This window comes from Rhizobium sp. R711 (genome assembly GCF_002211365.1).
Classification (GTDB): domain Bacteria; phylum Pseudomonadota; class Alphaproteobacteria; order Rhizobiales; family Rhizobiaceae; genus Rhizobium.
Window position 1 is genome coordinate 98,287 of sequence record NZ_LOKZ01000035.1, and the last position, 20,357, is coordinate 118,643.

Annotated in this window: 17 protein-coding genes; 4 read left to right on the forward strand and 13 right to left on the reverse strand. The window is 61.8% G+C overall.

What is annotated here, in order from left to right; all coding sequences use genetic code 11:
• Positions 1 to 33: 33 nt before the first annotated feature.
• The 3 genes from ATY80_RS22730 to ATY80_RS22740 all read right to left on the reverse strand — a co-directional run bounded on the left by ATY80_RS22730 (position 34) and on the right by ATY80_RS22740 (position 4,377).
• The gene (locus ATY80_RS22730; protein ID WP_088694572.1) at positions 34 to 615 is read right to left on the reverse strand and encodes a histidine phosphatase family protein; all 582 of its coding nucleotides are present in this window, start codon (positions 613 to 615) and stop codon (positions 34 to 36) included.
• 57 nt (positions 616 to 672) lie between these two features.
• A complete protein-coding gene (locus ATY80_RS22735; RefSeq protein WP_088694573.1) occupies positions 673 to 1,932 on the reverse strand; it encodes a cyclopropane-fatty-acyl-phospholipid synthase family protein in 1,260 nt (419 codons plus the stop codon).
• 135 nt (positions 1,933 to 2,067) lie between these two features.
• Positions 2,068 to 4,377, reverse strand: a complete 2,310-nt coding sequence (locus ATY80_RS22740) for a Tex family protein (RefSeq protein ID WP_088694574.1) — start codon at positions 4,375 to 4,377, stop codon at positions 2,068 to 2,070.
• A gap of 204 nt (positions 4,378 to 4,581) precedes the next feature.
• On the opposite strand from ATY80_RS22740, the gene glyS reads away from it, so the two are divergent.
• A complete protein-coding gene (gene glyS / locus ATY80_RS22745; RefSeq protein ID WP_088694575.1) occupies positions 4,582 to 6,810 on the forward strand; it encodes a glycine--tRNA ligase subunit beta in 2,229 nt (742 codons plus the stop codon).
• 114 nt (positions 6,811 to 6,924) lie between these two features.
• Here the strand turns inward: glyS and ATY80_RS22750 are convergent, their stop codons facing one another.
• Positions 6,925 to 7,365 carry a YqaA family protein gene (locus ATY80_RS22750; protein WP_088694576.1) on the reverse strand — a complete coding sequence of 147 codons (441 nt, stop codon included), beginning with the start codon at positions 7,363 to 7,365 and terminating at the stop codon, positions 6,925 to 6,927.
• A 96-nt stretch (positions 7,366 to 7,461) separates the two neighbouring features.
• On the opposite strand from ATY80_RS22750, the gene ATY80_RS22755 reads away from it, so the two are divergent.
• Positions 7,462 to 7,968, forward strand: coding sequence for a DUF523 domain-containing protein (locus ATY80_RS22755; protein ID WP_088694707.1), 507 nt, complete (start codon positions 7,462 to 7,464; stop codon positions 7,966 to 7,968).
• A gap of 76 nt (positions 7,969 to 8,044) precedes the next feature.
• Here ATY80_RS22755 and ATY80_RS22760 read toward each other — a convergent pair whose 3' ends face one another.
• Positions 8,045 to 9,862 (reverse strand): methyl-accepting chemotaxis protein, encoded by a 1,818-nt coding sequence (locus ATY80_RS22760; protein ID WP_088694577.1) that lies wholly within the window; start codon positions 9,860 to 9,862, stop codon positions 8,045 to 8,047.
• A 378-nt stretch (positions 9,863 to 10,240) separates the two neighbouring features.
• Here ATY80_RS22760 and ATY80_RS22765 point away from each other — a divergent pair, with 378 nt between their 5' ends.
• Together ATY80_RS22765 and ATY80_RS22770 are read left to right on the forward strand one after the other, a co-directional pair.
• Positions 10,241 to 11,776, forward strand: a complete 1,536-nt coding sequence (locus tag ATY80_RS22765; RefSeq protein ID WP_088694708.1) for a winged helix-turn-helix domain-containing tetratricopeptide repeat protein — start codon at positions 10,241 to 10,243, stop codon at positions 11,774 to 11,776.
• Positions 11,777 to 11,877: 101 nt separating this feature from the next.
• Positions 11,878 to 12,111 carry a hypothetical protein gene (locus ATY80_RS22770; protein ID WP_088694578.1) on the forward strand — a complete coding sequence of 78 codons (234 nt, stop codon included), beginning with the start codon at positions 11,878 to 11,880 and terminating at the stop codon, positions 12,109 to 12,111.
• Positions 12,112 to 12,216: 105 nt separating this feature from the next.
• Here ATY80_RS22770 and ATY80_RS22775 read toward each other — a convergent pair whose 3' ends face one another.
• The 8 genes from ATY80_RS22775 to ATY80_RS22810 all read right to left on the reverse strand — a co-directional run bounded on the left by ATY80_RS22775 (position 12,217) and on the right by ATY80_RS22810 (position 20,228).
• Positions 12,217 to 12,681, reverse strand: a complete 465-nt coding sequence (locus ATY80_RS22775) for a plant virulence effector HPE1-like domain-containing protein (RefSeq protein WP_088694579.1) — start codon at positions 12,679 to 12,681, stop codon at positions 12,217 to 12,219.
• A gap of 103 nt (positions 12,682 to 12,784) precedes the next feature.
• Positions 12,785 to 14,056, reverse strand: a complete 1,272-nt coding sequence (purD, locus tag ATY80_RS22780; RefSeq protein WP_088694580.1) for a phosphoribosylamine--glycine ligase — start codon at positions 14,054 to 14,056, stop codon at positions 12,785 to 12,787.
• Between the two features lie 79 nt (positions 14,057 to 14,135).
• Positions 14,136 to 16,076 (reverse strand): DUF2207 domain-containing protein, encoded by a 1,941-nt coding sequence (locus ATY80_RS22785; protein ID WP_088694709.1) that lies wholly within the window; start codon positions 16,074 to 16,076, stop codon positions 14,136 to 14,138.
• 40 nt (positions 16,077 to 16,116) lie between these two features.
• Positions 16,117 to 17,376, reverse strand: coding sequence for a 3-phosphoshikimate 1-carboxyvinyltransferase (aroA, locus tag ATY80_RS22790; RefSeq protein WP_088694581.1), 1,260 nt, complete (start codon positions 17,374 to 17,376; stop codon positions 16,117 to 16,119).
• 93 nt (positions 17,377 to 17,469) lie between these two features.
• A complete protein-coding gene (locus tag ATY80_RS22795; protein ID WP_088694582.1) occupies positions 17,470 to 18,021 on the reverse strand; it encodes a LemA family protein in 552 nt (183 codons plus the stop codon).
• Positions 18,022 to 18,115: 94 nt separating this feature from the next.
• Positions 18,116 to 19,075: a glycine--tRNA ligase subunit alpha gene (locus ATY80_RS22800; RefSeq protein ID WP_088694583.1), complete on the reverse strand. Its 960-nt coding sequence runs from the start codon at positions 19,073 to 19,075 to the stop codon at positions 18,116 to 18,118.
• A 78-nt stretch (positions 19,076 to 19,153) separates the two neighbouring features.
• On the reverse strand, positions 19,154 to 19,348 hold the full coding sequence (locus ATY80_RS22805) for a hypothetical protein (protein ID WP_088694584.1): 195 nt from the start codon (positions 19,346 to 19,348) through the stop codon (positions 19,154 to 19,156).
• Positions 19,349 to 19,367: 19 nt separating this feature from the next.
• A complete protein-coding gene (locus tag ATY80_RS22810; protein WP_088694585.1) occupies positions 19,368 to 20,228 on the reverse strand; it encodes a S49 family peptidase in 861 nt (286 codons plus the stop codon).
• Between the last annotated feature and the right edge of the window lie 129 nt (positions 20,229 to 20,357).

Here is a 20,357-nt window from a genome sequence, read left to right on the forward strand (position 1 = left end):
TCTGAGTCGGGACTGCTCGTCAAAGTCGTATTTCTAAGTTCCATTCCATCTCCGGATGACCGGTTCTGTCACATCGTGCTCGTAGCCAAGAACGCTGATGCTTGTTGTGTCCAGGATGAAGCGCGCGCCGTCCGTCGGCGGCAGGCCAACCCAGCGGGCGCCGAGAACGCGCAGGAAATGCGAACTGGAGAAGATCAGGATCGGGGCATTGGCCCGGCGCAACTCCGATATGATCCGGTCTGCCCGAGCACCGACATCGCCCGCCGCCTCTCCGTTCGGGCAGCCGTCGCGAAACAGCTGCCAGCCGGGTCGGCTCGTATGGATTTCCTTGGTGGTGATGCCCTCGTAGGCGCCGTAGTCCCACTCCGCTAAGTCGTCCTTGACGATCGCGCCGGTGCCGAAACCCGAGAGTTCGCAGGTGTTTCGGGCACGCTGCGACGGGCTGGACCACACGGCAGCGAAGCTCCTGCCCGCAAGGCGCGGACCGATCTGGCGCGCCGCCGCTTCACCATTTTCGGTCAAAGGAAGATCGCTGCGGCCGGTGTGCCGGCCGGACAGGCTCCACTCGGTTTCGCCGTGGCGCACGAGGCAGATCTCGGGAAGGGTGCTTGCCATTGCAATCAAGCTCCGAATTTGAAAGGACGCGGTCCTTGCCGCGCCCTGTGATCTGGGTCAGAGAATGACTTTTTCGAGCGGTGCCCGCGTCGCCTCGAACTCTGTCAGCTTCGTCTCCGCCGCAGAAATGTAGTCGCGGTTGTCAGGTGTCGAATACTGGTTCTTCGAAATCTGAACCTGCATGATGAAGAGCTCGTCCCAGCGGAAGCCCATTTCCGAGCCGGCCAAATAGAATTCCCACATACGGAAGAAGCGTTCGTCATAGAGCGCAACGGCCGCGGCCTTGTTCGCCACGAAACGCTCGCGCCAGTGACGGAGCGTATACGCGTAGTGCAGCGGCAGGACTTCGACATCCCGGACCAGCAGGCCCGCCTTCTCGATCGGCGGCAGCGTCTCTCCGATCGAAGGAATGTAGCCCTGGGGGAAGATGTACTTTTCGATGAAGGCATTGGTCGCAAAACTCGGCTTCGGTCGGGCAATGGAATGCAGAACCATGACGCCGTCATCGGCAAGCAGTTCGTGCACCTTCTTGAAGTACTTGTCGAAGTTGCCGATGCCGACGTGCTCGAACATGCCCACGGAGACGATGCGATCGAACTTCTGACCGGTCATCGTCCGGTAGTCCTGCAGCTCGAAGCGGACACGATCGGCCAATCCCCGCTGTTTCGCGCGCTCGCGCGAGATCTTCAGCTGCTCCTCGCTGAGCGTAATGCCCGTGAGATCGAGGCCGGGTGTCGCTTCAGCAAGGTACATGCCCATACCACCCCAGCCGGAGCCGATTTCAAGAACGCGCTGGTTCGGCTGCAAAAGTAACTTAGCGGCGATGTGCCGCTTCTTGGCAACCTGTGCCTCCTCAAGGCTGATGCCCGGCGGATTGTAGTAGGCACAGGAATATTGCCAGTCCTCGTCGAGGAACAGCTCGAACAGACGTTCCGACAAATCGTAGTGGTGGGCGACGTTGCGCTTGTTGCGATTGACCGGAAGGCGGCTCTTCAGCTGCTGAAGGGCAATACGGCCGATCAGAAGAGCGGCCATTGGGATATCGAAGATCTCATTGGTGGTGTTTTGCTTCACCATCGCCAGGAAATCATAGATGTTGCCGTGTTCGAGAATGAACCGGCCGTCCATGTACATTTCGCCGAGCTTGAGGGTCGGGTCGCGGCGGATCAGCCTTTCCGCTTCCTCGTCGGCAACGCGGACGACAACCAGTTCACCGCTGCCGTCCCCAACCATATGCGTCTCGCCATTGGCGAGAGTGAGTTTCAGATTACCCGTACGGACGATTTTTTTGACAATCGATAAGAAAGCCGACGCCATAAGTTAGGCCTCGCAATGTGACAGGATAGTCCGATCAACTTAGTATCTCTCATCCGCCTTACAAGCGCCATAATTCGCACGCCGGCGACATGGCCGCCGAAGTGTGACATTTTTGCAAATGCGATTGCTAAGCGCTTATTTTCGCTTCATGGCCTCTGCCAATGCAGCTCCAAAGGCACCCTGGCTCTCCGGTTTTGAAGACGCCGAACGGCGGTCGTTCTGACCGCGAACCGGCTGGTTTCCGCGCGACTCGCCACGCGGCGCGGACGGCTGCGAACCGTCGTCCTTTCGCATCGACAGACCGATGCGTTTACGCTTCGCATCGACCTCCACAACCCGAACCTTGACGACGTCACCGGCTTTCACAACTTCATGAGGATCTTTGACGAAGCGATCGGCGAGCTGGGAAACGTGAACCAATCCGTCCTGATGGACGCCTATGTCGACAAAAGCCCCAAAGGCGGCAACGTTGGTGACCGTGCCCTCCAGCACCATGCCTGGCTTGAGATCCGAGATCTCATGGACGCCCTCGGCGAAGGTCGCGGTCTTGAAGCTGGGGCGCGGGTCGCGGCCGGGCTTTTCCAACTCGGCCAGAATGTCCTTCACCGTCGGCAAGCCGAATTTCTCATCGATGAACTGACGCGGATCGACGGCCTTCAACACCGCGCTGTCGCCCATGAGCGAACGCAGGTCGCGACCGCAGGCGGCCACAATCTTCTTGGCGACGCCATAGGCTTCGGGATGAACCGAGGAAGCGTCGAGCGGCTCCTTGCCATCGCGAATGCGCAGGAAGCCGGCGCACTGCTCGAAGGTCCGCTGGCCGAGGCGGGCAACCTTCAACAGGTCACGGCGAGTCTCGAAGCGGCCTTCGCTGTCACGATGCTTGACAATCGCGTCGGCGATCGAGGCGCCCAGACCGGAGACGCGCGAGAGCAGCGGCGCGGAGGCGGTGTTGAGATCGACACCAACGGCGTTCACAGCGTCTTCGACAACGGCGTCGAGCGAACGTGACAGCTTCTGCTGGTCGACATCGTGCTGGTACTGGCCAACGCCGATCGACTTCGGCTCGATCTTGACGAGCTCTGCAAGCGGATCCTGCAGGCGGCGCGCGATGGAGACGGCGCCGCGCAGAGAGACGTCGAGGTTGGGGAACTCAAGGGCGGCGGTCTCCGAGGCGGAATAAACCGACGCCCCGGCTTCCGAGACGATGACCTTGGTCGGCTTCGGCGCAGGCAAGTCGGCGAGCATGTCGGCGACCAGCTTTTCGGTCTCGCGGCTGCCGGTTCCGTTGCCGATCGAGATCAGTTCGACATTGTGCTTGCGAATCAGTGAAGCAAGCTCGAGCTGTGCGCCGCGCACGTCGTTTCGCGGCTGGAAGGGATAAACAGTGGAGGTCGCGACCACCTTGCCGGTCGCATCGGTGACGGCGACCTTGACGCCAGTGCGGATGCCCGGATCAAGCCCCATCGTCGGGCGCGAACCGGCCGGCGCTGCAAGCAACAAATCCTTGAGGTTGCGGGCGAACACTTGGATCGCCTCCTCTTCGGCGCGTTCGCGAAGCTCGCGCATCAGGTCGAGCGACAGCGACATGGAGAGCTTGACGCGCCAGGTCCAGCTTGCGACCTCCATCAGCCACCGGTCGCCGGGACGGCTCGCGCCGATCTCGTAGGCGGCGGCGATCATGCGCTCGACCGGCTTGTTCGGAGAGGCGGTCTCGGCATCGGCCTCGATGGTCAGTGTCAGCACTTCTTCGTTCCAGCCGCGCAGCATCGCCAGCGCGCGATGGCCCGGCGCGGTTGCCCAGCGCTCGGAATGATCGAAATAGTCGGAGAACTTCTCGCCCGCTGCCTGCTTGCCGTCGACCACCTTGGCCTTCAGCAGAGCTGCGCTGCGCATATGGGCGCGCAGCTTGCCGAGGAGGTCGGCATTTTCCGAGATGCCTTCGGCGACGATGTCGCGTGCACCTTCAAGCGCCGTCTTCACGTCGGGCACATCGACGGTGATGTAGCTTTCCGCCAGGGCCGCCGGCTCCTTCGAGCGATCGGCAAGGACGGCCTCTGCCAGCGGCCCAAGGCCACGCTCGCGGGCGATCTCGGCGCGGGTACGGCGCTTCGGCTTGTAGGGGAGATAGAGATCCTCAAGCTCGGCCTTGGTGGCGGCACCGGCGATCTTGCCAAGCAGTTCGTCGGTCATCTTGCCCTGGCCGTTGATGGACTCGACGATCGTATCGCGGCGGGCTTCCAGTTCACGCAGATAGACCAGCCGCTCCGCGAGATTGCGCAGCTGCGTATCGTCCAAGCCGCCGGTCACTTCCTTGCGGTAGCGGGCGATGAAGGGCACGGTCGCCCCCTCGTCCAACAGCTCGATCGCGGCCTTGGCCTGATCCGGCCGGGCGTTGATTTCGGAGGAGATGACAGCGGCGAGCGAGCGGAGGTCAGCGGCCATGAGAATTCCTGCGTTTCACAAAAGTCGCGGGACAATAGCGGCGGAAAACGGCAAGGCAATGCCTGCCGTGCCTATCCACAGCAACATAGCACGGCTGGCAGCCGTTTTTGCGGTTGTGCAGATGCGGCATTCTTTGCTAGCAGAGGCGACCGTTTTTAGCCCCGCCGTTGTGGCGCCTTCCCCAGCGAAGGCAAGGAAAGTGACATGCCAGATCTGCTCCTAGAACTCCGCTCCGAAGAGATCCCGGCCCGCCTGCAGCGCAAGGCTGCCGGCGACCTGAAGAAGTTCGTGACCGATGCGCTTGTCGAGGCAGGACTTTCCTATGAGGGTGCGCGCGAATACTGGACGCCGCGCCGATTGACGCTCGACATCCGCGGCTTGACTGCGCGCTCCGCCGATGTGCGCGAAGAGAAGAAGGGCCCCCGCACCGACGCCAACGAAAAGGCGATCGAAGGCTTCCTGCGCGGTGCCGGCCTGTCCTCCATTTCCGAGGCGCAGATCCAGAGCGACCCGAAGAAGGGCGATTTCTACATCGCCATCATCTCCAGACCGGGCCGCGCGGCCGAAGAGATCATCAGCGATGTGATACCCGGCATCATCCGCGATTTCCCCTGGCCGAAGCCGATGCGCTGGGGTGCGGCCTCCGCCCAGCCCGGCTCGTTGCGCTGGGTCCGCCCGCTGCAGTCGATCGTCTGCACGTTCGGCACCGAGCATGAAGAGACTGTCGTCATTCCATTCTCGATCGACGGCATCATCGCCTCCAACGTGACCTACGGCCATCGTTTCCACGCGCCCGGCGCCATCACCGTCAAGCGCTTCGACGACTACGTCGCGAACCTCGAAAAGGCCAAGGTGATCCTCGAAGGCGAACGCCGCAAGGACATCATCCTCCACGATGCCCGTGACATCGCCTTTGCAAACGGCCTGGAGCTGATCGAGGACGAAGGCCTGCTCGAAGAAGTCTCCGGCCTCGTCGAATGGCCGCAGGTGCTGATGGGCAGCTTCGAGGAGGATTACCTCTCTATTCCGGCTGAGATCATCCGCCTGACGATCAAGACGAACCAGAAGTGTTTCGTGACGCGCCCGGTTGGCGGCGACACGCTATCCAACAAGTTCATCCTCGTCTCGAACATCCAGGCCAGCGATGGCGGCAAGGAAATCATCCACGGCAACGGCAAGGTCGTGCGTGCGCGCCTGTCCGACGCGCTGCACTTCTGGAAGCGCGACCAGGGCGATCTTCCGGATCTGGAGACGCTGCAGGCTTCGGCCGCAAAGTTCAACCTCGACCTCAAGAAGCCGCTCGACCAGCGTATGGCGAAGCTTGATGCGCTTGATGTGACGTTCCATGCCAAGCTCGGCACACAGGGCGCGCGCGTAGAACGCATTCGCGCACTGGCGGCCAAGCTCGTGATGCAGATCGGCGCTGACTACAAGCTGGTCGACCGGGCGGCGGTGCTTGCCAAGGCAGATCTTCGTACTGAGGCCGTCGGCGAGTTTCCGGAACTTCAGGGCCTGATGGGCCGTCGCTATGCGGCGCTCCAGGGCGAGGATCCGTCGGTCGCCGCAGCGATTGAGGACCACTGGAAGCCGATGGGTCCGACCGACCGCGTTCCGGAGGACAAGGTTGCGATCACTGTCGCACTCGCCGACAAGCTCGACACGCTGACCGGTTTCTGGGCCATCGACGAGAAGCCGACCGGCTCGAAGGATCCCTTCGCGCTTCGCCGCGCAGCACTAGGCGTTATCCGTATCTTGCTCGAGTGCAAGGTCCGCATCCCGCTGCTGACGCCAATTGCGTCGCATATTGCGCGGATTGATAGCGACCTCGGCGTGAAGAAAGCCTCGAACGCAGAGCTCCAGAATGGGGACGATCTCATCTCGCTCGGTGCTGTTGAAAGCAAGTCGTCACGCGAACTCGACCTCCTTTCCTTCTTCCATGACCGCCTGAAGGTCTATCTGCGTGATCAGGGCGCGCGTTACGATCTGATCGACGCCGTAGTTACACCCGAAGCCGACGACCTCCTGATGATTACCCGTCGCGTCGAGGCGCTGACCGCCTTCATCACCTCGGAAGACGGCAAGAATCTGCTGGTCGGCACCAAGCGCGCCACGCAGATCCTGGCTGCCGAGGAGAAAAAGGGCACCGTCATCGCTGATGGCGTTTCGGAGAATCTATTCCGGCTCTCCGCCGAAAAAGAGCTCTTCGCCGCGATCAACAAGGCCTCAGCCGAGGCTTCGGCGGCCGTCGACAAGGAAGACTTCCGCTCAGCGATGGAAGCGCTCTCCAGGCTGCGCGCGCCCGTTGACCGCTTCTTCGACGACGTGCTGGTCAACGACGAGGACGCCGCCATTCGCGCCAACCGACTGGCGCTCCTGCGTCTGATCCGCGAGGCAACCGGTACGGTCGCCGACTTCTCGAAGATCTCCGGCTAAAGTTAGAGTGCCCCGCCGCGGATTTGATGTGCAGACGGCGCCTTAACATCTGAGATTCTCTACAGAATTCCATTCTTGTTCAGATCTTGATTCAAGGATGGAGTTTTGCCTCCGTCAACTGATCACGCCGAGGGTTGCGGCGGCAAGGACCGCGTAACGCGTGGTCTTGGCGATCGTCACCAGCAGCAGGAACATCGGAAACGGTTCACGCAGCACGCCAGCGACGATGGTGATGGGGTCGCCAATGACCGGCATCCAACTCAGAAGCAGCGACCACTTGCCATAGCGGCGATACCAGCGCTGCGCCTTGTCGAGTGAAGGCTGGCTGACGGGAAACCAGCGCTTGTCGCGAAATCGTTCGATGCCGACGCCGAGCAGCCAGTTGACGGTCGAGCCGAGGACGTTGCCTGTGGTCGCCACCGCGACCAGCGCGAGGACCGGATACTGCTTCGTCACGATGAGCGCCACGAGGCCGGCTTCCGACTGCATCGGGAAGATCGTCGCTGCCGCAAACGCGACCAGGAAAAGGCCGGCATAGACCGCAAGATCAGTCATGGTCTATCCGCGCCAATGCTTCGCCGCACCCTGCTCCCCTTCATCACGCCTGATGACGGACTGGAACTATCACGTCCTTGCCGCTATGCCAAAGCGATGAACAAGATTATCGTCAGCGCCTGCCTCATGGGCCATGCCGTCCGCTATGACGGCCAGTCGAAGCCACTCGCTCATCCTGCGATCGCCCGCTGGATCGAGGAAGGGCGTCTGGTGACGATCTGCCCCGAGATGTCTGCCGGAATGCCGGTGCCGCGCCCGCCCGCGGAGATCGAAGGCGGGGCAACGGGTGAGGATGTGCTGGATGGCACCGCCCGCGTCGTCGAGATCACCGGCGGCGATGTGACGGCAGAGTTCATGCAGGCAGCCAAGAACGCCCTGGCGCTCGCCACCGAAGCCGGCTGTCGCTATGCGCTGCTGATCGACGGGAGCCCGTCCTGCGGCACGAGCTTTGTTTATGACGGTGCGTTCTCCGGGCAGAAACACGCAGGGAACGGCGTGACGGCGGCACTTCTGAAGCAGGCCGGCATTGCCGTCTACTCCGATCGCGATATCGAGACGCTTATCGCGCGGCTTGCAGCCGATGAGCAAGAGACGGTCGGCTGACAGAGCCACCACATCCCTCAATGCAAAACGGCCGCCGGATCGCTCCGACGGCCGTTTCCTCGTTTGATGCCTGATCTCAGGCAGCGCGGCGAACCTGCGCGGTGAAGTCCTGGCCGCCGCCAACGCGGAAGCCGCGAATGAGGTTGAGGAGCTCATCCGTATCGTTGGCGAGCGACTCGGCCGAAGCGGTGGTTTCCTCGGCCATAGCAGCATTCTGCTGGGTCGCGGCGTCGAGCTGGTTCATCGAGGACGAGATCGAGCGCAGCGTGGTGTCTTGTTCGGAGGCGCCGTGGGCGATCTTGGCAACGATCTCATTGGCGGCCTTGATCTGGTCGGAGATGCGCTTCAGCGCCTCACCGGCTTCGCCCACCAGACGAACACCCTGATCGACCTGACCGGACGAGCGGGCGATCTGATCCTTGATCTCCTTGGCAGCGGCAGCCGAACGCTGTGCCAGTTCGCGAACTTCCTGGGCAACGACCGCGAAGCCCTTGCCGGATTCACCGGCACGTGCTGCTTCGACGCCGGCGTTCAGCGCCAGCAGGTTCGTCTGGAACGCGATCTCGTCGATGACGCCGATGATCTTGCCGATCTCGGCAGACGACTTTTCGATACCGCTCATCGCTTCAATCGCTTCTGAGACAACCGCGTCGCTGCGGCTCGCCTCACCGCTGACGGCATGAACGCGCTTGCTGGCTTCATGGGCGCCTTCGGCGGTCTGGCGGACAGCGACGGTCAGCTCGTCCAGTGCTGCGGAGGTTTCTTCCAGGCTTGCGGCCTGACGCTCGGTGCGCTGCGACAGATCGTTGGAGGCGCGACGGATCTCGTCCTTGCTGACGGCGATGTCACCACCCTTGGCGCTGACCTTGGCCATGGCAGCCTCGAGATGCGACAGGGCATCGTTGAAGTTGTCGCGGAGGGCAGCGTATTTCTGACCGAGATCGGCGCAACGGACCGTCAGGTCGCCGCGTGCGATCTGCTCGAGCGCCTGGCCGATGGTCGAGACGACGTGGTTCTGGGCGATCGCTTCCTCGTGCTGCAGGCGCTGGCTGTTTTCGCGCTCGCCGTCGAGGGCCATCTGCTGGGCAGCCTCACGCTCGGACATGGCGTGGCGCTCCTTGACGTGCTGCTGCAGAGACTGCGTCGCCTTGGCCATCATGCCCACTTCGTTGTTCAAGTCGGTGTGCGGGATGGCGACCGTGACGTCTTCATTGGCCACGGACCGCAATGCATCGTGAATGCGGGTCAGTGGCGTGGAGATGCTGCGAACGACGTAGACGGCGGCGACGGTGCCAAGCAGCAGCACGACGATACCGGCCGAAATCGCCCTCCAGATCGTCGCCTGGACCTGTGCATCGAGATCATCCATATAGACGCCAGTGACGACGACGATCTTCCAGGGGTCGAAGGCCAATGCGTATGCCGTCTTGCGATAATCTCCGGCCGGCTGGCCGGGCTTTGCTGTGGAGTAGTATTCGACGAGACCGCCGCCCTGTTGCCCAAGCTTGACCAGTTCTTCGCGATAGAGCTTGCCTTTGCTGTCCGGCTGCCCCTTGTTGAACTGCCCAACCTTCGAGGGGTCGTAGTGGAACATCATCTGGATGTCGTAGCTATAGCCGAAGAAGTAGCCATCGGGGTCGTATTTCATGCCGTTGAGCGTAGCGTAGGCCTGCTTCTGGGCCTCTTCCTGAGTCATTGCGCCGGCGGTCACCTTCGCCTGGTACTGCTTGAGAACGGAGACTGCGGACTGAACCTCAGAACGCAGCATATCGTAGCGTTCCTTATAGATCGCATTGACCGAGGAGCGAACCTGGATGGTGGTTCCGATCGCAAACGCCACCATCAGGCCAACGACCAGCAAAATAAGCTGTCTGGAAATCTTCAAATTCCTCATTATGCCTCGCAACAGAGCTCGGTTGGGGTATCCGGCGCGGTTTCCTACCGCGTATACGAGGGCTGATTGGCTCCCCCTTTGCTGCGAAATTGACATGCGGCTACCGGTCTGCGCTAAAAATGGTCAGTTTATTCTAAGGAATGCTTAACCCGTCTCTACATGTTCCTGTGATGATGAAATCGGAAAGTTTTGAACAAATACAAACAGAAAAATGCCCCCTCATCATTGGAGTTGGAGTGAAGGAACTAAAAATTGCCAAGCCAGTGCATTCTTGCAGCTAGCGGAAAGTTTGATTCGTCCACGCGTCCCTAAGTTGAAGTGCTCTCGCAAGGCACGCCGTACGTTTTCCGACTTTCGCGCTTGCGCTATACTTGCTGCATGGTTGAGGCGTCGCATGCCTTCGGTGAATTTGTTCTCGATCCCGGCTGCGGCCTGCTGCGGAACGGGCGGGCCGTTGCGCTCGGCCAGCGCGGCATCGCTCTTCTTGAAGCGTTACTTGAAGACCGTGGAAGCATTGTTTCCAAGGATGCGCTGATGGCGCGCGTCTGGCCCGGAATTGCCGTTGAGGAGAGCAATCTGACCGTTCAAGTGGCGGCGCTACGCAAGGCGCTTGGCCCGGCGCCCGACGGGCAGGAATGGATCGCGACGGTGCCGCGCGTCGGCTATCGTTTCATCCGCACAAATGTGGAGACGAAAGCCGCTGCGCCCGTCCAAGAGTTGCGGCCGGCGCTCGCGGTCCTCCCGTTTAGTAATCTCAGCGGTGATCCGAAGCAGGACTATTTTGCCGATGGGATCGTCGACGACATTATAGCGGCCCTTAGCCGGTTCCGAAGCTTTGCCGTCGTCGCCCGGGACTGCTCCTTTGCCTACAAAGGCAGTGGGATGGATGTGCGCAAGATCGCGGCGAAACTCGGCGTCAGCTACGTGCTCGAGGGCAGCATCCGGCAGTCGGGCAGCCGGCTGCGCATCGTGGCCGAACTCGTCGAAGGTCAAGGCGGCACGCATATGTGGGCGCAAACCTTCGACGGCGCGCTGGACGAGATATTCGACTTTCAGGATCGTATCACCGAGCGCGTCGCGACACTGATCGAACCGCTGATTCAGACAGCCGAGATCGAGCGGTCACGGCGGGAACGGCCCGGGAGTGTCGCCACCTACGACATCTACCTGCAGGCCTTGGCCAAGATCTCGACCGAAATCGAAAGCGACAACGCGGCCGCCTATGCGCTTCTCATGCAGGGGCTGGCCGCCGAACCTGACAATGCGCAGTTGCTTGCCCATGCCGCATGGGCGCTCGAGCATCGCTACACCATGGGTTGGCCGGCACTCACCGACGACGATGTGCAGGCATGTGCCGCGCTGGCGCGGCGGGCGCTGGAGCATGGCGCCGGCGACGCCATGGTCATGGCGCATTGTGGCGTAGCCTTGATGCAGACAGTGAAGGACTACGATTGGGGTCTCGCGGTTCTGCAAGCGGCGGCCGAATCCAATCCCAACAATCCGATGGCCGTCGTCAGGGCGGGCGTCGGGCATCTTCATTGCGGCAATGTCAGCGACGCGCTCAGCCACTTCCACAGAGCCAACCGACTGACACCCGGTGACCGCGGCGCACATTTCTCGCATTGCGGCATCGCGCATGCCCACGTGATCCTCGGAGAATACGAGCAGGCGGTGGCCTGGGCTTCGAGAGCGCTGGCCAGCAATCCGAATTTCGAGCCAACGCTGTGGGTGCTCATTGCTGCGAGCGCACATCTCGGGCGCATGGAGGAAGCCCATCGCCACCTTGCTGCGTTGAGACGACTGACGCCTGATATAACGGTCGAGCGCATCCGCGCCGGTCAAGCCGGCAAGTACCCGGATCGGATCGCCGGTGTCCTCGAAGGATTGAGACTGGCGGGTGTTCCCGAGCGCTAGTTTCGGATCGTTTTGGAACTTTTCCTTGGGCGTTTCAGGACCGGAAGGCCTCAACCGGCAGAGACTGCTTCCCACAGCAAAACCGCAAGTGGGAGACGGCCATGATTACGACGCTGACCATCCTTTCCTTCGATCAGGGACGCATCTACTCCCCTCCGCCGGAGCCGGTTCCCGAGCTGACGGCTGTCGAAAGCGAAGCAGAGGCAGCCGCCGTTGCTGATACGCAGGACACCAGATACCATCTGCGTTGGTTGGATGTTTCAACTGGATTGCACGCACTTGCGCGTCTGCTTACGCCGACTTTCGGAAGCACACCTTTCGGCAAGGCGCACTAGAAACGAAAAATGCGTCCCTGCTTCTCTCAGGGACGCATTTTATCCACCGCAGGGTGGACCCCGGACGACCGAAACTTTGGTCGGGCTGGGGCAGGGAACTGGAAATCAGGGCCGAAGCTCAAACTTGGAAACGTCGAGCGGCGCCGTTTGTTCCATCGGCACGCCCGCCATGCCCGCGGCAACCGGCTTGACGTCACCGCCGATGACCGCAGCCGTCGTCGAGGCGCGGTCGATGTTATCGGCCGGCTGCGTGGCGGCCGTCATCGGTTCGGCGGGCGCCTTGGTAACGAAAACGACGGGCGAGCCACCCATCCAGCCTTCGGTGCGATAGAGCTTCTTCTCACCGTTGACGTCGCGAATTTCCGAAGACTGCAGCGAGCCAGGCGCCAGCGTCGGTACGGTGTAGTCCTTCTTGCGCTCGACGGTTTCAAGCGGCGGGCAGCTTTGGCAGCTTTCCTTGCTGATGCTCCCGCCATCGGTGCGCGCGTCCTTGCCGACCACCTCGATCGAGGAGGCAAAGGCAGACCCTGCCGCAAACACAGCTATCGCACCCAAGATGACCTGACGCATGGAACACTCCGTCTCACATTGAGAGGAGATTAGCGCGGCTTTGTTTCCATCCCGTCAGGGGAAAGGGTAAAAATTTAGAGAACTGACCCGATTTCGGGTTTGCTCACGCTTTTTCGCGTTCGATCGCGCGCCAGCCGATATCGCGGCGGCAGAAACCGTTGTCCCAATCGACCTTGTCGAGCAGCGCGTAGGCACGCGCCTGCGCCTCGCCGACTGTCTTGCCTGTGGCGGTGACGTTCAGCACGCGGCCACCGGTTGCGACCAGGGCTCCGTCCTTGAGCGCTGTGCCGGCATGAAATACCTTGGCGCCCTCGCCTGCTTCTGGGATATGGCGGATCGGCGTGTTCTTGTCGTAGGAGCCCGGATAGCCCTTCGATGCCATGACGACCGTCAGGGCCGGATCGTCCGTCCAGTCCGCGGACACCTGGTCGAGCGTGCCATTGGCGGTGGCAAAGAGGAGCGGCAGGAGATCGCTCTTCAGTCGCATCATCAGCACCTGGCACTCCGGATCGCCGAAGCGGACGTTGTATTCGATGAGCTCGGGGCCTTTGGCGGTGATCATCAGGCCGGCAAAGAAGACGCCGGAAAAGGGATAGCCGCTTTCGGCCATGCCGCGCATCGTCGGCTCGATGATTTCCTTCATCGTGCGCTCGACCATTTCGGCGGTCATGACAGGCGCCGGGGAATAGGCACCCATGCCGCCGGTGTTCGGACCGGTATCGCCCTCGCCCACCCGCTTGTGATCCTGTGCGGTTGCGAGCGGCAGGACATGTTTGCCGTCGCAAAGGCAGAAGAAGCTTGCTTCCTCGCCGTCGAGATAGGCTTCGACCACGACTTCTGCACCGGCAGCACCGAAGGCGCCCTCGAAGCAATCGTCGACGGCGGCAAGCGCCTCATCGACGGTCATGGCGACGGTCACGCCCTTGCCGGCAGCAAGACCATCGGCCTTGACGACAATCGGCGCGCCCTGCTGGCGGATATAGGCCTTGGCCTTCGGCGCGTTGTTGAAGCGCTGATAAGCGCCGGTCGGAATGTCGTAGCGGGCGCAGATATCCTTGGTGAAGCCCTTCGAGCCCTCGAGCTGGGCCGCGGCCGCCGACGGGCCGAAGACCGCAAAGCCTGCCGCGCGCAGCTTGTCAGCAATGCCGGCGACGAGCGGTGCTTCTGGGCCGACGACGACGAAATCGATCGCCTTATCCTTACAGAGGGCAATGACGGCATCATGGTCGTCGACATTGAGGGCAACCAGGGTCGCGTGCTCGGCAATGCCCGGATTACCGGGCGCGGCATAGAATTCCGTCATGAGAGGCGATTGCGCCAGCTTCCAGGCCAATGCGTGCTCGCGTCCGCCCGATCCGATCAACAGAACCTTCATGCCCGTCCCTTTCACGTTTCCGTCTGGCGGTTAAGGGGAGAGCGCCGAAAGGTCAAGCGCGAATGCTTGCCTCGAGGCTTTACCAGCCGCCACCGCCGCCGCCACCACCCCCGCCACCGGAGAAACCGCCCGACGAGCCGCCGCCGGAAAAGCCGGAGGACGAACTGGACGGCGGTGGCGGAATGGTGGACGCGATCGTCGAGGCCATCGACGAAGAGAAGCCGCCAATGCGATCGGAGAAGTTGCCGCTGCCGAAATTGCCGGAATACCACGAGGGAGCGTAGGCAGCTGCTGCCCCCGCCGCCGCCGCGGCAAGCCATGTCTCGAAGGCGCGCGACCAAGGCTTTTCGACGCCGAGCGCCACCGCATAAGGCAACAGCTTCTCGAAATGCTGGGGCGACATCTGCGGTGCGCCCGCCATGTTCATGCGGTCCTTCTCGGCCAGCGTCATGTACTGACGCAGGCCGTCGATGCCATCCATCAGCTTGGCTCCAAGGGGCGTCGGCGCTCCCATGATGAAGACGTAGAGCAGGTTCAAGAGAATGATGCCGCCGATGGCGAAGAGCATCGGCGTCTCGTGCAGTTCCACCAGAGAGGAGAACAGCGCCAAGGCCAGCGACGACACGATGCTGAAGCCGATGAAGACGGCAAAGGCGATCGCGACCACCGACATGATCTTCGTGCCGAGCGACCGGCCGGGGCGGAACGACTTGGCGAAACCGGCAACGAAGACCGAGATGAACACCACGACGACAACAGGAATGATCATCAGGGCGATGGCATCCGGTTCCAGCGTTCCGAAGACGAAGAGCGCCACCAATGACGCGGCACTGAGCGCGATGCCACCGGTCGTATAGCCGGTATTCGCGTTGTAGTATTGTCCGCGGTGCTCACGCTCTATCGCTGTGCGAAAACTGTCGCCGACCGATTTCACCTTCGTTCCATTAGCCTCATCGATCGTCAGTGAGCCCTTGTTTCCCACAGCGTTGAGCAGGCTGGTTTCCCCCGCTTCCAGCTTTTCCTTGCCAACCGGCTTGTCGGTGCGGCGGATGATGATCGAGTTCTTCAGGTCCTCCAGAACGACATAGCCGCGCACCGCGAGATTGAGGGCCGTTGCCGACAGCGCCGTCCAGCCCTGCCCGGAGAAGCCGCGATTGTCGATGTAGTTCACCAGCGCCGGCGAGATCCCATCAGGCGGATCCCAGCGCGGCACCAGCACACCACGCGCAGGATCGCGGCCAACCTTCAGCCAGGAGCGCGTGTAATAGAGGAAGACCAGAATAAGTCCGCCAAAGCCGAGGAAGTAGTCGCGGTTGTCGCTGAGCCACCAGCGCCGCTCATCGTCAGCGCTCGGCGGATTGATCGAGCCCTTCGGCATCTTGACGGCGATCGTCAGCCCTTCGCCGGCATCGAGCGGCCGGGTCGTCGAGAACAGCAGTCGACCGCCGTCGACGGAAACCTTTGCGTTCCTGTCCGTGGCGCCCTGCGGGCCGGTGAAGAAGGCAGTATCGATCGCGCTGACGCCATCCGGAAGGTTCACCGTCGCCGTCGCCATCAGAATCGGGAAGATCCAGCCATTACCGGTGACGTTCCAGTAGAGTTCGTCGTGATCGTCGAAGCAGCGGATCTGGCGATTGGTGCGGTAGGTGAAGACATACTCGTGCCGGCCATAGCTCACGGTAACGTCTTCCGAGCCGGCATAGATGCGGATGCCGCCGCTGATGGATTCGGTGTGCCAGGGCTCGTCGCGGCCATCGCGCTTGACCGAGATGACGTCGAAATCGACCCGGCGTAGGCGGCCCTTTTCATCCTGATAGGTCAGCGGAAAATCGCGGAAGATGCCGCGCCGGATGCGATTGCCTTCGGCATTGACCGAGATCGTCTCCGTCACCGTCATCGCACCGCTCTTCTCCAGCTCGATGTCTGACGCGAAGGCGTTGATCACCTCGGTAGCGATGGCGCCATGCGCCGCAAGCATTAGAAACAGAGCGAAGCAAAGGCCGGAAAGCCGTCGGATCATCATACCCCTCGCCTGCGGCGCCTGGCCGCTTCAGATAATGTCAGCCCTCGTCGGCATAGGTCACGCCAAGCCCTGCCAGCGTCCGCCAATAGGCCGGGAAGGTTTTGCCGACGCAGTCCGGATCGAGGATCGTGACGCCTGCGATCTTCAGGCCGGCGAGCGCAAAGCTCATGGCGATGCGGTGGTCGGCGAAGGTATCGATGTTGGCAGGCAGGCGCTGTCCGGCAAGCGATGGATCGGACTGGACGATCAGGTCGTCGCCCTCCTCGTGAGCGAGACCGGGGCGGATCTGTGTCAGGCCGGTCGAGACGGCGCGGATGCGATCGCATTCCTTGACACGCAGATTTGCGATGCCGACGAAGCGGACCGGCGCCTCGTTGAACGCGGCAAGCACAGCAAGGGTCGGAACCGCGTCCTGCATCTGTGAGCCGTCGATAACGGCCGGAAGATGCGGGAACTGGGCGATCAGATCATAGGCCTTCGCGTCCGGCTGCGTGAACGCGCCGTTTGCAACGCCAAGGTCGATCTTGCCGGATGTCAGCACTTCGGCCGCCCAAAGGTAGGTCGCGGCTGAAGCGTCGGGCTCGACCACGAAGTCGGCCGCCGTGTAGCCCGTCGGCTCGACCCGCCACGTCACCGGGCTCGTCTTCTCGACCTTGGCGCCGAAGGCACGCATGGCCGCTGTTGTCAGATCGATATAACCGAGCGCGCCGATATCCTCGCCGAGCAGTTCGATCGTCACCGGCTTGTCGCCGCCGGCGGCCATCATCAGCAGCGCCGAGACATATTGGCTGGACAGGCCGCCATCGATCTGGATGCGGCTCGCCTCGAAGCGACCGGTACCCTTGACGGTGACGGGCGGGCAGCCGGTTTCGGTCGACGCGTCAATGCCAAGCGAACGCAGCGCCTCGACAAGCGGGCCGATCGGGCGCTTGCGCATATGCTGGTCGCCATCGACGATGACGGTGCCATCCACCAGGGCGGCGGCGGCGGTCAGGAAGCGCGTCGCGGTTCCTGCGTTGCCGAGGAAAAGCGGCACCTGCGGCGGCAGCAGCTTGCCGCTGCCCGTGACGACAAAGCTCGTATCATTCGGCTCTTCGATGATGACGCCCATGGCGCGGAGAGCGTCGGCCATATAGCGGGTGTCGTCGCTCTTCAAAGCGCCGGTCAGGCGGCTGGTGCCCTTGGCGAGACCTGCCAGGAGCAGCGCACGGTTGGTAATCGATTTCGAGCCGGGCGGGACGGCGCGGCCCGTCAGTGGCTTGCCCGGCGGGATGATTGTGAGCTTGTCTTTACTCATTATCTTGTCTTTTCCGTCTTTGCGCGAAGGCCATGTCAGGCCACGATCATGCCCTGCTCATAGCAGTTTTTACGCAAAGGCAAATGGCGGATGTCAGAACTTTACCGTCGGGACGGCGCGATCCGCCTCGTTGGTGATTTCGAAATACTCACGCTTCTGGAAGCCGAACTGGCCAGCAACGAGATTGGACGGGAAGCTCTCGACCTTGACGTTCAGATCACGCGCGGCGCCGTTATAGTAGCGGCGGGCCATCTGGATTTCGCTTTCCATGGTCTCGAGTGAGGTCTGCAGCTCGCGGAAATTCTCGTTCGCCTTCAGGTCGGGATAGGCTTCGGCGAGCGCCAGCACACGCCCCAGTGCCTGCCCGAGCAGGCCTTCCGCCTGGGCGCGGCTCGCAACATCGCCCGTCGGAACGGATTGCGCCTTGTTTCGGAGGGCAACGACCTCTTCGAGCGTCGTCTTCTCGTGCGCGGCATAACCTTTGACCGTCTCGATCAGGTTGGGGATCAGGTCGGCGCGGCGCTTCAGCTGCACGTCAATGCCGGACCAGGCTTCCTCGGCCATCTGCCGCGCGCGAACGAGGCCGTTGTAGATAAAGACGGCATAGAGCGCGATGAGGACGATAAGGCCAAGAATAACATACATTCGCGAATCCCCCGCAACGACCGAAAATATGTCGGGAGACTATGCGGGTTACCGCAGATTGTCATCCCGCATTATCGTGGCGGACTGCCGCTCCTCAAGCGGCAGTTTTTGCTAGGTTCACCCCACCGGCATCCGTCAACAGGAAGGCCTCGCCGCAGGCCTTGGCTAGCGTCCGCACCCGCAGAATGTAGCTCTGACGTTCGGTGACCGAGATGACGCCGCGAGCATCCAACAGATTGAAGACGTGGCTCGCCTTGATGCACTGGTCGTAGGCCGGGAAGACGCACTTGTGCAGCAGCTGATTGGCATTGTCGCCCGGCGCGCCGGCAGCGAGAAGCGCCTGGCACTCCCTTTCGGCATCGATGAAGTGCCGATGCAGCATTTCCGTGTTGGCGTATTCGAAGTTGTGGCGTGAATATTCCTGCTCAGCCTGCAGGAAGACGTCGCCGTAGCTGATCTTTTCGTCGCCTTCGCGGCCGTTGAAGTTCAGGTCGTAGACGTTGTCGACGCCCTGCACGTACATCGCCAGGCGCTCCAGACCATAGGTCAACTCGCCTGAAACAGGCGAGCATTCGATGCCGCAGACCTGCTGGAAATAGGTGAACTGCGAGACTTCCATGCCGTCGCACCAGCACTCCCAGCCGAGACCCCAGGCGCCGAGCGTCGGGCTTTCCCAGTCGTCTTCGACGAAACGGATGTCATGCAGCAACGGATCCAGGCCGATCGCGGCCAGAGAGCCGAGATAGAGCTCCTGCAGGTTCGACGGGTTCGGCTTCAGGATGACCTGGTACTGATAATAGTGCTGCAGACGGTTCGGGTTCTCACCATAGCGGCCGTCCGACGGGCGGCGCGACGGCTGGACGTAGGCGGCCTTCCACGGCTTGGGACCGAGCGCGCGAAGCGTCGTTGCCGGGTGGAACGTACCGGCACCGACTTCCATGTCGTAAGGCTGCAGCACCGCACAACCCTTGTCCGCCCAATAGTTATGGAGCGTGAGGATGAGCGCCTGGAACGAGCGCTTCGGGTTCATGTGGTCGGGAATTGCTGCAGACATGGAACGGCTTCCGAATTCGTACAAAAAGTGCGCGGACAGGTGCCACGCCGCGCCAGACGGGTCAAGGCTTTTGCGGCCCTACTCGTCCTCGTCCTTCTTCAGATGATATTCGCCGGTGACCGGATCCTTGACCAGGGTGCCGATGGCGCCCGTCTGGCGCTCCTTCTCGGCACGGCGGGATCGTTCGGCCAGCCGCTGCGCATCGGCAATGAAGCGACGGTAGAGAAGCCAGGCTCCGACCAACAGCACGATGATGATTATCAGTTGCGGCATGATGCCAGCCTTCGCTCCCTCAGAGCCCGTACCGGCTCCACAATGCCTTCTCCTCGGCGGCCTCGACAAGTCCGGTCGCAAGACCGGCGCCGGCACCCTCCAGGTTGGCTGACGATATACCCGGAATACGCCTTCCGAAAAGACCGCGGGCGGGCATTACCAGGTCGAGCTTGGTTTTTGCCCCATAGCGGCGCTTCAATTCCTGCCGCATGTCGCCGAGGCCGTCGATCAGGCCCAACTCAAGGCCACGCGTGCCGGTCCAGAAAAGGCCGGAGAAGACGACATCGTCGCTCTTCAGCTTGCCCGCGCGCCGCTCGCGAACCATGGAGATAAAGACCTGATGAATCTCGAGCTGCAGGGTCTTCAGATATTCGATGTCCTTTTCCTTCTCGGGCTGGAACGGATCAAGGATCACCTTGTTCTCCCCAGCCGTGTAGACGCGGCGTTCCACGCCGATCTTCTTCAGCAGTTCCGGAAAGCCGAAGCCACCGGAGACGACGCCGATCGAGCCGACGATGGAGGTGGGATCGGCAATGATCTCGTCGCCGGCAAGCGCGATCATGTAACCGCCGGAGGCCGCAACATCCTCGACGAAGACGAGAACTTTCTTCTGCTTTTCGCGCGCGAGTTCGCGGATGCGGGTGAAGACAAGCCGCGACTGGACGGGGGAGCCGCCGGGAGAATTGAGCGAGATGGCAACCGCCGGCGCATCCTTGAAGCTAAAGGCCTTTTCGAGGACCTGCGCCGCGGAGGCAAGATTGAGGGTCGGCCGGAATTGGCTTCCGCCGCTCATGATCGGGCCGTGCAGCCGGACGACGGGGATCACCACGCCTTCCTTGCGGAAACGCTTCGGCAGCAACCTCTTCAGAAATCCGGCCATTTTCCATCCTTTGCGACAAGATCAGCGGAACGTCTTCCATGTATGCAACGCAGAGACAAACGCAATGCCTGCCGCAGAAAACATCGGGTTACAATTCTTGTTGCGAATGACTTGCATTATCATTCTAAT